Raw genomic sequence first — 16,065 nt, forward strand, 5'->3', positions numbered from 1 at the left:
GGCCATCCCGAAACCACTGCTTCCGCACCATCGCTACGAAGGGGATTCCTGTGTCTTCCTCGCCCTCCACGGGTTCCGCGCCCCGCACACCGCATGAAGAGATCCTCTGCGGTCTGTTCGCCGAGGTTCTGGGCGTCGCATGGATCGGCGTCGACGACAACTTCTTCGAAGAGGGCGCCGATTCGCTGATGGCGATGCGGCTCATCAGCCGCATCCGGGCCGTCCTCGGCTCACGTATCCACATCCGCAAACTGTTCGAGGCTCCCACCGTCGCCGGCGTGGCACGGGCCCTGGCCGGCTCCGCCGCGACGTCCCCCGCTCATACCTCCCCCGCGGCCGTGGTAGTACCGGACCGCATTCCGCTCTCCCTGACCCAGCAGCGCCTGTGGTTCCTGGCGCAATTGGAGGGTCCCAACCCGCGCTACAACATGCCGTTGGGCATCGCGCTGCGCGGTCCCGTCGACCCGGCCGCGCTGGAAGCGGCGCTGACCGATGTGGTGACTCGGCACGAGCCCCTGCGCACGGTGTACCCGCAGAACGACGGGACGCCGTTCCAGCGGGTGCTGGATCCGGACGCGGCCCGCCCGGCGCTCACCGCGGCAACCGTACGGCGCGACGCCCTTGACCGGACCCTGTCCGCGGCGGCCGGGTCGGTCTTCTTCGACATCACCGCCGACGCCCCGCTGCGGACCTGGCTGTTCACCCTGGAAGACGAAAACGAGGACGAGGGCGGTCAGGAGCCGGCCGAGCATGTCCTGTTGCTCCTGCTGCACCACATCGCGGGCGACGGCTGGTCGGTACGGCCACTGATACGCGACCTGGCCCACGCGTACTCGGCCCGGCTGGCAGGCGCTGCCCCCGAGTTCGCGCCTCTGCCCGTGCGCTACGCGCAGTACAGCGTGTGGCAGCGTGAGTCGGAGGCCGCCGAGTCCGGTGCCCTCGGCACCCAGCTGGAGTTCTGGCGGCAGACCCTGGCCGGTGTGCCCGAGCGGCTGCCGCTCCCCTTCGACCGGCCTCGCCCCGCGACCCGCTCCTTCCGCGGCGCCAGCGTCGACTTCACCATCGACGCCGACCTCCACGCCCGGCTGCTCACCCTGGCCCGCGCCAACGGCTCCACCCTCTTCATGGTGCTCCAGGCGGCCTTGGCCACTGTCCTGACCCGGTACGGCGCGGGCGAGGACATTCCGATCGGCACCCCGGTGGCCGGCCGTGCCGAGGAGAGCCTCGACGACACCGTCGGCTTCTTCGTGAACACCCTGGTGCTGCGGACCGACACGTCCGGCGACCCGCCCTTCGGCGAGTTGCTGGAGCGAGTGCGGGCCGCCGACCTGGCCGCCTACGCCCACCAGGACGTGCTGTTCGACCGACTGGTCGAGGAACTCAACCCGGAGCGCTCGCTGGCCTGGAGCCCCTTGTTCCAGGTGTCCCTCGCCTTCAACGGCGACGTGGTCGGCAACGGTGACCTGCCGGCTCTGCCCGGTGCCCGGATGCACGAGGTACCCACCTCTGTGGCCAAGTTCGACCTGGGTTTCAACATTCGCCAGATGGAGGCACTGGACGGGCAGTCACAGGGCCTGGTCGGGTTCGCGGAGTACGCGACCGATCTCTTCGACCGGGACACGGTGGAACGGCTCGTCGCTGCCCTGCTCCGAGTGCTGGGACAGGTACCCGACGATGCCGGGCTGCGGCTGGGAGACTTGGAACTGGTGGCGCCCGACGCGGCTGCCGCGCTGCCGGCGCGCGCGTTCGGAGCACCGGCCCGGGCAGCCGCCGCCTCGGTGCCGGAGCTGTTCGCGCGCGTGGCCGCCGCCACTCCGGACGCAGTGGCGTTGGTCGCGGGGGCTCGCGAAGTCTCCTACGCGGAACTCGACCTGCGGGCCAATGAATTGGCCGCCCGTCTCGTCAGCCTGGGCGTCACTGCGGAGAGCCCCGTCGCGGTCATGGTGGACCGCTCCGTGGAGTACGTGGTCGCCCTGCTGGCGGTACTCAAGGCCGGCGGCGCCTATGTGCCGCTCGACCGCCGCTATCCGCCGTCCCGGCTCGCCGAGATCGTCGCGGCGACCGGCGCCGAGGTGCTGCTGAGCGACGGCGGACCGAACGCCTCCGGCTTCTCGCACCCGGCCCGCGTGGTCCTGGTCGACGCGGTCACCGCTCCGGTCGGCGGGGTCGACGCGCCGACCCTGGCACCGCTGCCCGACCAGCTCGCGTACGTCATGTTCACCTCAGGTTCCTCCGGTACGCCCAAGGGCGTGGCGGCCACTCACGCCGGTATCACCACCCTGGCCAGGGACAGCGCGTTCGCGAGTGATGCGCACCGGAGGGTGCTGCTGCACTCGTCGCCGGCCTTCGACGCCTCGACCTACGAGCTGTGGGTGCCGCTGCTCAATGGCGGCTGCTGTGTCCTCGCGCCGGCCGGGGACCTCGACACCGGGGCCCTCGCCGACACCCTCGTCGGTCAGCGCGTGCACGCGGCCTTCCTCACTTCCTCGCTCTTCCACCTGATGGTGGAGGAGGAGCCTGCCGCGCTCGGCTCGCTGAAGGAGGTGTGGGCGGGTGGCGAACCCGTCTCGGCGGCCGCGATGCGTCGGCTGAGGGACGGTTTCCCTCAGCTGCAGGCTGTCAACGTCTACGGTCCGACCGAGACCACGACCTTCGCGACCCGGTTCCTCGTACCGAGCGAGGGCGAGGTCCCCGAGCCGCTGCCCATCGGCGGTGCGCTGGACGGCATGCGCGCCCTCGTCCTGGACTCCCGGCTGCGGCCGGTGCCGCACGGCGCGACCGGCGAACTGTACATGGCGGGAGACGGACTGGCCCGCGGCTACCTGGGCCGGCCCGTGGCGACCGCGGAGCGGTTCCTCGCCGACCCGTACGGGCGACCCGGCTCACGCATGTACCGCACCGGTGACCTGGCCCGCTGGAACACGGCGGGTGAGCTGGAGTTCGTCGGCCGCGCCGATGAGCAGGTCAAGATCCGCGGCTTCCGTATCGAACCCGGTGAGGTCCGCGCGACGCTGGCCGCCGACGCGTCGGTGGCGCAGGCCGCCCTGCTCGTACGGGAGGACCGGCCTGGTGACAAGCGGCTGGTCGCGTACGTCGTGCCCAGCGACGCCGAGCGCGGAGTGGACACAGAAGCGCTCACGGAACTGGCACGGCACAAGCTTCCCGAGTACATGGTTCCGTCGTTCGTCATCGCCGTCGACGCCCTTCCCCTCACGGTCAACGGGAAGCTGGACCACAAGGCCCTGCCCGCCCCCAAGGTCGCCACCGCCGCGTCCGGCAGCCCGCGTACCGCGCGTGAGGAGATTCTCTGCGCGCTGTTCGCCGAGGTGCTGGGACTGCGCCGGGTCGGTGTCGACGACGACTTCTTCATGCTGGGCGGGCACTCCATGCTCGCGATGCGGCTGGTGGCCCGGATCCGGGGCGCGCTCGGGGTGGACGTCGGGATCGGCGCACTGTTCGAGGCTCCGAACGTCTCGGCGCTGGCAGCCGCACTCGGCGCGAGCGACGGCACCGGCCTTCGGGCCCGGACCCCGCTGGCGGCCATGGCCCGGCCGGAGCGGATCCCGCTGTCCTACGCGCAGCAGCGGCTGTGGTTCCTCGGCCAGGTGGACGGTCCGAGCCCCGTCTACAACATTCCGCTTGCGCTGCACCTCCGCGGGCGGGTGGACGCGCAGGCCATGCGGGCCGGGCTGGGCGACGTACTCGCGCGGCACGAGGCGCTTCGGACACTGTTCCCGGCGCCGGAGGGTGAGCCGTATCAGCTGATCCTGTCCGCCGATCAGGCCGAGGCAGCGCTGACGGTGGTGCCGGTAACGGCGGCGGCGCTCGACGAGCAGATCGCCCGGGCCGCCCAGTACCGTTTCGACGTCACCGTCGAGATCCCGCTGCGCGGCTGGCTGTTCGAGGTTACGGACGCCGCAGTCGAGGGCGCGCGCGACTACGTGCTGCTCGTCGTGCTGCACCACATCGCGGGCGACGGCCTGTCGATGCGTCCGCTGCTGCGCGACCTGGCTCAGGCGTACGAGGCCCGGCTGTCCGGAGTGGCCCCGGAGTTTGCGCCGCTGCCCGTGCAGTACGCCGACTACACCCTGTGGCAGCGCCGGACCCAGGAGGAGGCCGGCCCGCAGACCCTGGAACGGCAGCTCGCCCACTGGCGGCAGGCCTTGGACGGCCTTCCACAACAGCTCGAGCTGCCCGCCGACCGACCTCGGCCGGCGATGGCCGGACACGGCGGTGCCACCGTCGAGTTCACGCTCGCCGCCGAGCTGCACCAACGGGTGCTGGAGCTGGCGCGGACCACCGGATCCACGCTGTTCATGGTGATCCAGGCGGCGGTCGCCACGGTGCTGAGCCGCTCGGGTGCCGGAGAGGACATCCCGCTGGGTACGGTCGTGGCCGGGCGTGCCGAGGAGAGCCTGGACGACGTCGTGGGGTTCTTCGTGAACACCCTGGTGCTGCGCACGGACACCTCGGGCAACCCCGGGTTCGCGGAGCTGCTGCGCCGGGTACGGGAGGCCGACCTCGCGGCGTACGCACACCAGGAAGTGCCCTTCGACCGGCTGGTCGAGGAGCTCAACCCGGAGCGCTCGCTGGCCTGGCACCCGCTGTTCCAGGTGCTTGTGGCGCTGGACGACGGCTTCTTCGGTGAGGAGCTGCGGCTGCCGGGCGCCGAGGCGCGGATGCGGCCGCTGGGCACCGACACCGCCAAGTTCGACCTCTCGGTCGATTTCGTGGACCAGCGCGACGCCGCAGGGGACCCGGCCGGGCTGCGGGCCGTATTCGAGTACGCCACCGACCTCTTCGACCGGAGCACGGTCAAGGCGCTCGGCGACCGCCTGGTGCGCCTGCTGGAGGTAGTCGTCGCCGATCCCGACCGCCCGATCGGTGAGCTGGACCTGCTGTCCCCGGACGAGCGGCACCGGCTGCTCGTCGACTGGAACGGCCCCCAGCTCGCGGAGAGCCCGGTCGACCTGCCCGCCCACATCCGCAGGCTGGCCGCCGAGCGCCCCGGGGCGCCGGCTGTTTCCGACGCGCACGGGCGCCTCGGTTACGCCGAGTTGGCATGCGGCGCGGCGGCCGTCACGGCGGCCCTCTCGGCCGTCGGCGCGGGCGTGGACGCACTCACCGCGGTGCTGTCCGAGCGCAGCCCCTGGTTCGTGACCTCGGTGGTCGGCGCGCTGGGCACCGGCGGCGGCTACATGCCGTTGGACGCGGGCACCCCCGTCGCGCGAGCCGCTCTGATGCTGCGCGACGCCGACGTCCGCTTCCTGCTGGCCGCTCCCGGACTGCGCGGCCGAGCCGAGGAGATCGTGGCAGCCTGTGGTGATCACCGGGTGAGCCTGGTGGCACCGGATGCCGCGGCAACGGTGGACGCCACGGCCCTCGCGCAGGCTCCGGCCGGGGTGCCGGTGCCGCCCGAGGCCCTCGCGTACTCCGTCTTCACCTCAGGCTCCACCGGCCGCCCCAAGGGGGTTCTGGTCCCGCACAGGGGCCTGTCCAACCACCTTCTCGCCGTGATCGACCTGTACGGGCTCGACGAGAACGACACCATCGCCTTCAACGCCCCGCTGACCTTCGACGTCTCCATCTGGCAGACCCTGACCCTGCTGCTCGCCGGCGGCCGGGTGCACGTCATGGACGACGACACCACCCGCGATCCGCACGCCATGCTGGAGTCGATCGCGGAGCACGGGGTGACCGTGATTCAGATCGTGCCGGCCGTGCTGAGGGCCGTGCTCGACCTGTGGGACACGGACGACAAGACGGTGGAGCACTGCGCGGGGCTGCGCTGGATGCTGGTGCACGGCGAAGAACTGCCGCCGGACCTGGTCACGCGCTGGTACAAGCGGTTCCCCGGCATTCCGCTGGCCAATGTGTACGGGCCGGCCGAGTGCTCGGATGACGTCTCCATCTCGGTGATAGGAAGCGAGGGCCTGCCGCGCGGCGGCCGGGCCCCGATCGGCAGGCTGCTGCCCAACACCCGGGCGTACGTCCTGGACGAAGGGCTTCGGCTGCTGCCGGCCGGGGTGATCGGCGAGCTGTACGTGGCGGGCGCGGGCCTGGCTCGCGGCTACGCGAGGCGCCCCGCTCTGACGGCGGAGCGGTTCGTCGCCGACCCGTACGGGGCACCGGGCGAGCGCATGTACCGCACCGGTGACCTGGCCCGCTGGAACTCCGCCGGTGAGCTGGAGTTCATCGGCCGCGCCGACCACCAGACCAAGATCCGCGGATTTCGCGTGGAGCCGGGCGAGGTTCAGTCCACGGTCGAGGCCGACGAGTCGGTGGCCCAGGCGGCCGTGCTCGTACGGGAAGACGGCCCGGGAGGCAAGCGCCTGGTCGCCTACGCGGTGCCGGCCGATCCCGAGGCGGGGGTCGACGTCGCGGCCCTGCGCAGGCGGGTGGCGGCAGCACTGCCGGAATACATGGTTCCATCCTTCTTCGTCGTGCTCGACGAACTGCCGCTGACCATCAACGGCAAGCTCGACCGCAAGGCTCTGCCGGCCCCCCAGGCGGGCGCGAGCCCGGCGGACGGCGCCCCGCGCACCCCGCGCGAGGACGTGCTGTGCAGCCTGTTCGCCGAGGTGCTGGGACTGCCCGAAGTCGGCGTGGACGACGACTTCTTCGCCCTGGGCGGGCACTCCATGCTCGCGATGCGACTGATCGCCCGCATCCGCACGGAACTCGGACTCCGAGCGGCGGTGAGCGACCTGTTCCGCAACCCCACCCCCGCCCGGTTCCTCGACGCCGGGGGCGCAAGCGAAGCCTCGGACTTCGAGGTGCTGCTGCCGCTGCGGGCGGGAAGCGACGCGAGGCCGCTGTTCTGTGTGCACCCCGCCACCGGTTTGGCCTGGAGCTACCTGGGACTGGCCCGGCAACTGCCCGAGTCGCTCCCGGTGTACGGCGTCCAGGCGCTCGGGCTCGCCGTCGGCTCCACCATGCCGGCCGACTTCCTCACGATGATCAACCGGATCACCGAGGAGATCCGCTCGGTACAGGCCGAGGGACCTTACCGCTTGCTCGGCTGGTCGCTGGGCGGCAACATCGCCCACGCCCTCGCGGCCCGCTTCCGGGCGGCCGGCGAGGAGGTCGAACTGCTCGCGCTGGTCGACTCCTACCCGGGCGAGACTTGGCCGTACCCGGACTTCGCGAGCCAGGACGAGTGGGACGAGTTCGCCCTGCTGGCCACCCTGGCCGCCGAACCGCTGGACGCGGCCGCCCACGCCGGCGACTTCACCGACTGGCTGGCCGGGCTGCGTGACGAGGCCACGCGTCGGCTGCCGGTGGACACTGAGCAGTTCGATCGCCTAGTCGAGACCGGCGTCAACAGCAGCCGGCTCGCGGCGCAGTGGCATCCGGAGACCTTCGACGGCCAGGCGGTGTTCTTCACCGCCACCGAGGGCCGTGACGCGGACGGACCGGCAGCGCAGGCGTGGCTGCCCTATGTCGGATCGCTGGCGGAGCACCCGCTCGCCTGCACACACGAGGAAGCCATGGCGGAGGGCCCGCGTGCCCTGATCGCCGAGGCCCTCACCGCAATTCTCATGCCCGGCGTCCCCGAGACCCGGGGCACGCAGCCGGACAGGCAAGGAGCCAAGTGACACCCAAGCGCACGGACACCTTCCCCAGGGCCCTGCCCGGCCACTGGCTGCACCCGGCAGACCCCGGCTACGACGAGGCCCGCAGGATCTGGAACGCCACGCACGACCGCCGCCCCGCCCTGATCGCCCGCTGCCGTGACGCGGCCGAGGTGAGCCTGGCCATGCGCTACGCGGCGACCTCGGACCTGGAGGTGACGGTACGAGGCGGCGGTCACAACGTGGCCGGGACCGCGATCGCGGACGGCGCCCTGTTGATCGACCTGTCCCCGCTGAACGAGGTCACCGTCGATCCGGTGGCGCAGGTGGCGTACGCCGGCGGCGGTGCCCTGCTGCGCGACGTGGACGCGGCCACCATCCCGCACGGCCTCGCCTGCCCGGCCGGAGTGGTCTCGCACACCGGCCTGGGCGGTCTCGCGCTCGGTGGCGGCTACGGCTGGCTCACCCGCAAGTGGGGGCTGACCTGCGACCATATCCTGGCCGCCGATGTAGTACTGGCCGACGGTTCGGTGGTCGAGGCCGGCGAAGACAGCCACCGCGAACTGCTGTGGGCGCTGCGCGGAGGCGGAGGCAATTTCGGCGTCGTCACCCGCTTCACCCTGCGGCTGCGGCCGGTCGGCCCGGTCCACCACCACGTCGGCGTCTATGCGCTGGAGCAGGCCCCTGCCGCACTGGCCGCCTACAGGGAGTTCGCCGAAGGGCAGGGCTTGGACCTGCATGCCGTGGGCTGCCTGAAGTTCGCCGGCGAACAGGAGTGGATTCCGGCCGGGCTGCGGGGACAGCGGGCGCTCTTCCTGACCGTGGCCTGGTTCGGTGACCCGTCCCAGGGCCCGGCCCGCGCCGCCCCGCTCTTCGAAGCGGCTCCGCCGGCCGGTGCCGTCGAACGTGTGCTCTCGTACGCGGAACTCCAGGCGCTCGGGGACCACGGTGAGCCGCACGGCAACCGGTACTTCACCAAGTCCTGCTATCTCCAGGAGCTTTCGCCCACGGAGGCCGGAGAGTTCGTGGCCATCACCCGGGACATGCCCTCACGGCTGTCCTCCATCGATTTCGAGTACCTGCGCGGAGCGATCGCGGACGTGCCGGGCGCCGACACGGCGTTTCCCAGCCGCGAGGCCCCGTACATCTGCACCGTCTCCTCGCAGTGGACCGACCCCGAGCGCGACGCGCAGAACGCCGCCTGGCCGCGCCAGGGAATCGCGCGCCTACGTCCTTTCAGCACGGGCGGTGCGTACGTCAACTACCTCCAGGACGAGAAGGAGGGCCGGGTGCTCGAGGTGTACGGGGCAGCGCGCCACGAACGCCTCGCCGCGGTGAAGAAGGCCTACGACCCCGGCAACGTCCTGCGCCGCAATCAGAACATCCCGCCGCTGGCGGACGACCAGCAGTCCAGCAGCAAGGAGTCATGAGCCATGACGCAGACCCTCTCCGCCTCGTCGATCATCCACCCGCCGTCCGTCTACGACAGCAACGAGCCCGACGCTTTTGTCAAGGCTCTTCGCTCTCCCTGGTATGCGCTCGTCGCCGACCTCTTCCACGTGGTGCGGACCGCGACGGCCGAGTACGCACACGGCCACGGCCTGCGCAACCTGCCGTTTCCGCTGACCACGCGCACAGTGACGTGTCCGACCGCGCTCGGCAGCGATTCCGAGCCGGTGCCGGTCTCGGTGCTCGGCGTCGACACCTACCTGCCCGACTCCATGCAATTCGCTCTGGAGTACGGCTGCCGGCTTGCCCCGGGGGGCTGCTACGACATCCAGCCGTCCTACCGGGGTGAGATCCCCGACGAGACCCATCTGAACCAATACACGCACAGCGAGGCCGAGATCCCCTGCGGCCTCGAGGAGTTGATCGCGTACGTCGACGGCTATGTGAAGGCGCTGGCCACGGCGGTGCTGGACCAGCACGGCGACCGGCTCGCCGCGGCCCGCGGGGACATCTCGCACCTGGAGCGCATGGCGGGCCACGCCTCCGCGTTCGAGCAGGTCACCTTCGCCGAGGCGGTCCGGATCGTCGGCGACACGGAGGGCTGCGTCCGCGACGAGGGTTCCTGGCGCAGCCTCACCCGCAAGGGCGAGCGGCTGCTGATGGAGCGGGTCAGCGAGTTTGTGTGGGTGCACCACTTCGACTCCCTCGGCGTGCCCTTTTACCAGGCCTTCGGCGACGAGAACGGCCGGACGGCGCGAAACGCCGACCTGTACTTCGGGCTGGGTGAGATCATCGGCGGCGGTGAGCGCCACGCGGACGCGGAGATCCTGCGCAAGTCCATCGCGATGCACGGCGTCAACGAGCAGGAGTACGCGTGGTACGTGCGCATGCGGGAGGAGCTCCCCATGCGTACCGCCGGCTTCGGTATGGGCGTCGAGCGCTTCTTGATGTGGGTGCTCAGCCACGGCGACATCCGGGACATCCCGCTGATCTCCCGACTCAACGAGACGCCCGAGTACCCGGCTGCGGTCATCCGCCCGTAATCATGCAGGTTACCTCCATGGAGAAGACGAAGTACGGCGGGGTACTGCGACAGCGCGACTTCCGACTGCTGTGGTTCGGTGAGACGGCGCGCACGCTGGGCAACAGCGTGACTGCCGTGGCACTTCCACTGATCGCGGTCGTGGTATTGGACGCGGATGCCACGGCGGTGGGTCTGCTGTCCGCGGCGGTCTGGCTGCCCTGGTTGGTGGTCGGGCTGCCGGCGGGCGCGTGGATGGACCGGGTGCGCAGGCGCCCCGTGATGCTCGCATGCAACGTGGTGTCGGCCGTCCTGTACGCGAGTGTGCCGGTCCTGGCCTGGCTCGATGCCCTGACCTTTACCCACCTCCTGGTCGTCGCACTGGCCGGAGGCACGACCGCGGTGTTCTTCAACACCGCCAACCACGTCTACCTGCCTACCGTCCTGGCCGAGCGGGATCTGCTGGAGGGCAACTCCAAACTCCGGGCGAGCGAGGCCGGGACGAGTGTGGCCGGCCCCGGACTGGCAGGTGTGGTCGCGCATGTCTTCGGCGCGGTGGCCGGGCTGCTCGTGGACGCGCTCACCTTCCTGGTCTCCGCGGTGTGCCTCAGCTCGATCCACGCGCAGGAGACACCACCCAAGGACGACGACCGGGGCGGGAGTCTGCACAGGCAAATCGCGGAGGGACTTCGGTTCGTCCTGAAAGACCGTTACTTGCGCCCGATGGTGATCTACGGAGCCGTCGTCAACCTGGCCCTGATGGGCTACCAGGCCGTGCAGGTCGTCTTCCTGGTGCGCACCGTCGGAATCAGTTCCGGAGCGGTCGGACTGGTACTGACAGCCGGCAGCCTCGGAGGCATCGTGGGCGCGATGCTCGCCGCGTCCATCGGACGCCGGTTCGGCACCGCTCGCGGAATGCTGGTGATGCAACTGCTCACCGGGCCCTGGGCGCTGCTCATGCCCCTCACGTCCGATGGGGCGGGCCTGCTGTTCTTCGCGGCCGGCGCTTTCGTGATCGGCGTCGGCATCGTCTCGTGCAATGTCGTCCTGGGCAGCTTCCGTCAGATGTACTGCCCTCCCCAGCTCCTGGGGAGGGTGGTGGCGACCACCATGATGCTCAACCACAGCACAATTCCGATCGGTTCGCTGCTCGGTGGCTTCCTCGGCGACGCCCTGAGCCCCCGCGCCGCCATGTGGATCACGACAGGTCTCCTCGCCCCCTGCTGGCTGATCCTTGCTCTCGGACCCATGCGCGCCCAGCGTGACCTCCCCACCAGCTACCGACCCGCCGATGCCGCAGGGGACGCCGCGAGCATGGCGGACTTCCCAGACAAGGACAGAACGTGATGACGGCTGACGAGACTTCCACGGTCCGCTACTACGACGAGCTCGGCTGCTGGGTGGCATGGGGCCGCGAGGCCGCACAGTCGGCTCTCCAGGACTCGCGGCTCTCGTCCGAGACGCTGGAGGCGGCCAACCTCAGCTATCTGCCGGCCGACATGCACGAGGAGTGCTCCCACCTCATCGAGACGATGCGCCGGTGGTTCGTACTCCTCGACGGTGACCGGCACACCGTCGCGCGCCGAGCCATCCAGCCGATGTTCTCCCCGCGGCGTATCCGCAAGCTGGAGGAGACCATCGAGGTCATCGTCGCGGAGGAACTGGACGCCTTCGCCGCCTCCGGCGCCACCGGCGACTTCGACGTCATCACCGGCCTCGCCGACAAGATCTCTGCCCGTACCATCGCCCTGCTTCTTGGACTGCCGGGCGACGACGACGCCACGCTGCACCGCTGGGCCAAGGCCCTCGCGGACTTCCTCGCCTCGTCCTACCGGCGCGATTGTGCGGTCAACGCCCAGGCCGCGCTCCAGGAGATGGGCGAGTTCATCAAGAACGCCCCCGATGAGGAAGGCGAGAGCATCTGGAGCCGGGCCACGGGCGGTGAGTGGGACCGGCTGGCCACCTCCTCCATGGTGCTGTTCGGCGGTCTGGAGACCACGGCCGGACTGATTGGCTTCGCCGTCTGGTACATGCTGGGCAACGACTTGGCCGAGCAGGTCGCGGCCTCGGAGGCGGGCGAGGAGGCGAAGGCCGTCGTCGAGCGGGTACTGGATGTGTACGCGCCGCTAGGACATGTGGCGCGGATGGCCTCCGAGGACACCGAGCTGGGCGGCTGCCCGATCGCCGAGGGCGATCTCGTCCTGGTCTCGCTCACCGGGCGCGATCTCTTCGACGCCCAAGACCTGCCGACGGAGCCGTCAGGCCACCAGGACGGCGACCGGTTCGACCATGTCGCCTTCGGCTACGGCATGCACTACTGCGTCGGCGCTCCGCTGGCGAGGGTGACCGTCGCCAATCTGCTCACCCAGTTCGCCCGGCGCTTTCCCAAAGCCTCGGTCAAGGATGTCGCGTGGCGCAAGAACCGCACGTTCCGCGGCTTCGATCACTTGGTCCTCGACGTGAGCGGGCCGCAGACCTGACGCCGCCGTGCGTTGTTTCGCTGTCTCAACCGATTCGGAGAGTTACACCGTATGCAGCCGATCTCACCGACCGTACTGATATGCCTGCCGTTTGCCGGGGCTGGCGCCTCCTTCTTCAAGAAATGGCAGCCACTGGCACCTGACGAGATGCGGATCATCGCCGTGCAACTGCCCGGCCGGGAGGAACGGTTCCTCGACGACCCGCACACTGACGCGGCCGTGGCCATGGACGAGGCCTGGTCCTGGGTCGAGCCCCAGCTCGACGGCGAAGAGCGGATTGCCGTGTTCGGGCACAGCCTCGGCGCGGTACTCGCTCACGAGCTGGTCCACCGAATCACCGGCGGCGGGCTGCCCGTTGAACGGCTCTTCGTCAGCGGATCCGCAGGACCATGGAAGCCGCGGGCCAAGAGGGCCAGCGGTCTGAGCGACGAGGAGTTCCTGGCCCGGGTGAAGAACTTCGCCGGTTACACGCATCCCGCGATGCAGGACCCGGAGATGCTGGAACTGCTGATCCCCGTGCTCCGCGCGGACGTCGAGATGCACGAGAACTACCACCCCTCGTTCCCTGGGCCGCTGAGCACGCCGATCACCGCACTGCGGGGCGCGCAGGACGACCTGGTCGACACGGCCGAGGCGGCCCAGTGGGCCGAGGCCACTACGACCGGCTTCAACCAAGTGGAGCTTGCCGGCGGACACATGTACCTCACCGACAGCGCCGAGACAGTGCTGCAGCTCATCTCCGACACGGTCGGGGACGGTTCCGTGGCAGCGCTGTGAGCGGCCGGCTCAAGGGGAAAACCGCTCTCATCACCGGGGCCGCCCGGGGACTGGGGCGGGCGACAGCCCGCGCCTTCGCCCGCGAGGGCGCCGACCTCGTACTGCTCGACGTCGCCCGGGACCTGCCGGGGGTCCCCTACTCGCTCGGCTCGACCAGCCAGCTGGAACACACCGCGTACCTGTGTCGCGAGGTGGGCGCGGCCGTGCTGGTGATGCAGGCGGACGTACGGCGTACCGCAGAGGTGGACGAGGCGGTGGAAACGGCGCTGGACCGGTTCGGCGCTCTCGACGTCCTCGTGAACAACGCGGGCATCGCGGCGCCCTCGGGCAAAGCCGCGCACGAGATCACCGAGCAGGAATGGCAGTTGATGCTCGACGTGGACCTCTCCGGGGCCTGGCGGATGATTCGTGCAGTCGGCGGCATCATGGTGGAGCGAAAGGCCGGCAGCATCGTGAACATCGCGTCCACCGCGGGCCTGGTCGGCTACCGGCACTTCTCGGGATATGTCGCGGCCAAGCACGGGCTGGTGGGCCTGACCAAGGCGGTAGCGCTCGACTATGCCCCCTACAAGGTCCGTGTCAACGCCCTGTGCCCCGGCTCGGTGCGGGACGATGCGGAGGTCGAAGGCCGGATGCTGGCGGAGATCGCGCGGTCCCTTCATGTTCCGGTCGCCGAACACGAGGAGATCTTCGTACGGTCGCAGCCGATGAACGCCCTGATCGAGCCGGAGGATGTGTCCGCCGCGGCAGTATGGTTGGCCGCCGACGAGTCCCGCCAGGTCACGGGCAGCGTGGTAGCGGTCGACGGCGGCTTCACGGCGTACTGAGCACGACGGCTCCAGTATCAAGCCACGGTGACCGGCGATGCTCTTCCCTTGTCCTGGACAGAGATACGGGAAAGTGGGTCCTGGAGAAAGCAGTCCAGAGAGTGAGTCAGCCAGTACTGCAATTGTGGGCGGGTGACGAGCTCTTAGCCTCGATCCACCGGCCAACGACTGGTCCAGGGCTTGGACATGAAAGTGGAGATGCGCTCTGACCTGGGAGAATAGGAGTTCTCTAGGCTTCTACTCGACCAGTTCGGAGGTGCATCTCCGGGATGCATTCTTCCATGCCGCCGCGTGCGGTGTCCGCAGTGTTCGATGAGTCGAATCTGTTCGCCGACGTGGGGCTGGTGCCGGTGATGCGTCTCGCCGAGCGGGCCGGGCTGGCGGAACTGGCCCGCGCGTCGGTACGCATCGACGGTGCGGACAACAGCGGCGGGGCAAACCCGGCGGCGAAGGTGACCTCGCTGATCGCGGCGATGTGTGCTGGGGCGGACAGCATCGAGGGCGCCGACCGGCTGCGGCACGGAGCGATGTCGACCGCCTTCGGGGGCATCCGGGCCCCGTCCACGCTCGGCACGTTCCTGCGCTCCTTCACCCACGGCCATGCCCTGCAACTGCACGCGGTGCACCGCACGTTCCTCGGTGAACTGGCTGTGCACACCCCACTGGTGCCCGGCGCCGGACAACTCGCCTTCATCGACGTCGACTCCACCCACAAGCGGGTGTTCGGCCGCGCCAAGCCGGGCGCGCAGTACGGCCGGTTCAAGGGCATACGCACGCTGCATCCGCTGCTGTCCACGATCTGCACTCCGCTCGCCCGGCCGGTGATCGCCGGGGTCAGGTTGCGGCAGGGAAAGTCCGCCGACTCCCGCGGTGCCGAGCGGTTTGTCACCGAGGCCGTGGCCACCGCAGCTGAGGCGGGCTGCACCGGAATCCGGCTGCTGCGCGCGGACTCGCAGTTCTACGACGCCGGCGTGGTGGCGGTCTGCCGCCGGGCCGGAGCCCGCTTCTCGATCACGACCGGCATGAACCCCTCCATTAAACGGGCCATCGCCGCCGTCCCCGACGGTGCCTGGCGGCAGATCCGTTACCCGACGGCGGTCCCCGACCCCACCACCGGCGAGCTGATCTTTGACGCGGAAGTCGCTGAAATACCCGACTACACCGCGTTCACCGGCCGACCCAAGGCCGAGCAGGTCACCGCCCGCCTGATCGTGCGCCGCGTCCGTGACCTGGCCAAACCGGCTGTCGAGGGTGAACAGGGTGAGCTGTTCCCGCTCTGGCGCCACCACCCGTTCTTCACCGACAGCCCCTTCGAAACCCTCCAGGGCGAACGACAGCACCGCCACCACGCGTTGATCGAAAAGGTCATCGCCGGCAGCAAAGCTTCAGGCCTGGCCCACCTGCCCTCCGGCCATTTCAACGCGAACGCGGCGTGGCTGACCCTGTGGGCGATGACCTACAACCTAAGGGAAAACCTCAGCAGGGGCGGATCAGGCAGCGTCTGCATCCGCATGCCGCGCACAGGGGGCCGGCGGGTACGGCGAGTCACCTTCGACGATCCGGGTCTGGTATCGGGATACGGGGGCACACGAGTCTCACCCCCTTCGAAAGGAGCTGCTCCATGCTCGGTATAGCCGCGGCGGTACTGTTCTTCATCGCCTTCCTGATCAACGCCGCCGAGATCACGACGAACCATGTCTTCGCTTCCGGGAACGTCATGTTGCTCGGACTCACCCTCCTGGCCCTGCACGTGGCGGGGATCGGCAGCGGCTGGGCCGGTCGGACGCGCAGACGCTGACAGAAGCGGACACCCAGGGTGTGGTGACGCACCGTCATATGGGGCACCACACCCTGAGTGTTTCCTCCCCACAGGTGGTTGAGCCCCGGCTGGCACATGATGCTGGGGGTACTGGCACGGGCATGAGACCGAAGAGGCC

Annotated in this window: 9 protein-coding genes; all 9 read left to right on the forward strand. The window is 69.9% G+C overall.

What is annotated here, in order from left to right:
* Positions 1–50: 50 nt before the first annotated feature.
* Positions 51–7,598, forward strand: coding sequence for a non-ribosomal peptide synthetase (locus tag J7E87_RS31900; RefSeq protein ID WP_215098107.1), 7,548 nt, complete (start codon positions 51–53; stop codon positions 7,596–7,598).
* Positions 7,595–9,004 (forward strand): FAD-binding oxidoreductase, encoded by a 1,410-nt coding sequence (locus J7E87_RS31905; protein WP_215098108.1) that lies wholly within the window; start codon positions 7,595–7,597, stop codon positions 9,002–9,004. Before J7E87_RS31900 ends, J7E87_RS31905 begins: the two co-directional genes overlap by 4 nt.
* Positions 9,005–9,007: 3 nt before the next feature.
* Positions 9,008–10,066, forward strand: coding sequence for an amino acid--tRNA ligase-related protein (locus J7E87_RS31910; RefSeq protein ID WP_215098109.1), 1,059 nt, complete (start codon positions 9,008–9,010; stop codon positions 10,064–10,066).
* A gap of 17 nt (positions 10,067–10,083) precedes the next feature.
* The gene (locus J7E87_RS31915; RefSeq protein ID WP_215098110.1) at positions 10,084–11,391 is read left to right on the forward strand and encodes an MFS transporter; all 1,308 of its coding nucleotides are present in this window, start codon (positions 10,084–10,086) and stop codon (positions 11,389–11,391) included.
* Positions 11,391–12,524 (forward strand): cytochrome P450, encoded by a 1,134-nt coding sequence (locus tag J7E87_RS31920; protein WP_215098111.1) that lies wholly within the window; start codon positions 11,391–11,393, stop codon positions 12,522–12,524. Before J7E87_RS31915 ends, J7E87_RS31920 begins: the two co-directional genes overlap by 1 nt.
* Before the next feature lie 51 nt (positions 12,525–12,575).
* On the forward strand, positions 12,576–13,301 hold the full coding sequence (locus J7E87_RS31925) for a thioesterase II family protein (protein ID WP_215098112.1): 726 nt from the start codon (positions 12,576–12,578) through the stop codon (positions 13,299–13,301).
* Positions 13,298–14,128 (forward strand): SDR family oxidoreductase, encoded by an 831-nt coding sequence (locus J7E87_RS31930; protein ID WP_215098113.1) that lies wholly within the window; start codon positions 13,298–13,300, stop codon positions 14,126–14,128. Before J7E87_RS31925 ends, J7E87_RS31930 begins: the two co-directional genes overlap by 4 nt.
* Positions 14,129–14,409: 281 nt before the next feature.
* A complete protein-coding gene (locus J7E87_RS31935) occupies positions 14,410–15,762 on the forward strand; it encodes an IS1380 family transposase (protein ID WP_251018320.1) in 1,353 nt (450 codons plus the stop codon).
* Positions 15,750–15,926 (forward strand): hypothetical protein, encoded by a 177-nt coding sequence (locus tag J7E87_RS31940; protein ID WP_215098115.1) that lies wholly within the window; start codon positions 15,750–15,752, stop codon positions 15,924–15,926. The genes J7E87_RS31935 and J7E87_RS31940 overlap by 13 nt, the downstream gene beginning before the upstream one ends.
* Positions 15,927–16,065 lie beyond the last annotated feature (139 nt).

Source organism: Streptomyces sp. ISL-1 (genome assembly GCF_018614585.1).
Taxonomy (GTDB): domain Bacteria; phylum Actinomycetota; class Actinomycetes; order Streptomycetales; family Streptomycetaceae; genus Streptomyces; species Streptomyces maoxianensis.

Coding starts and splice junctions, on each gene's coding strand:
- J7E87_RS31920 (WP_215098111.1), top strand. CDS start 11,391: ATGACGGCTGACGAGACTTCCACGGTCCGCTACTACGACGAGCTCGGC.
- J7E87_RS31915 (WP_215098110.1), top strand. CDS start 10,084: ATGGAGAAGACGAAGTACGGCGGGGTACTGCGACAGCGCGACTTCCGA.
- J7E87_RS31935 (WP_251018320.1), top strand. CDS start 14,410: ATGCCGCCGCGTGCGGTGTCCGCAGTGTTCGATGAGTCGAATCTGTTC.
- J7E87_RS31925 (WP_215098112.1), top strand. CDS start 12,576: ATGCAGCCGATCTCACCGACCGTACTGATATGCCTGCCGTTTGCCGGG.
- J7E87_RS31910 (WP_215098109.1), top strand. CDS start 9,008: ATGACGCAGACCCTCTCCGCCTCGTCGATCATCCACCCGCCGTCCGTC.
- J7E87_RS31940 (WP_215098115.1), top strand. CDS start 15,750: ATGCTCGGTATAGCCGCGGCGGTACTGTTCTTCATCGCCTTCCTGATC.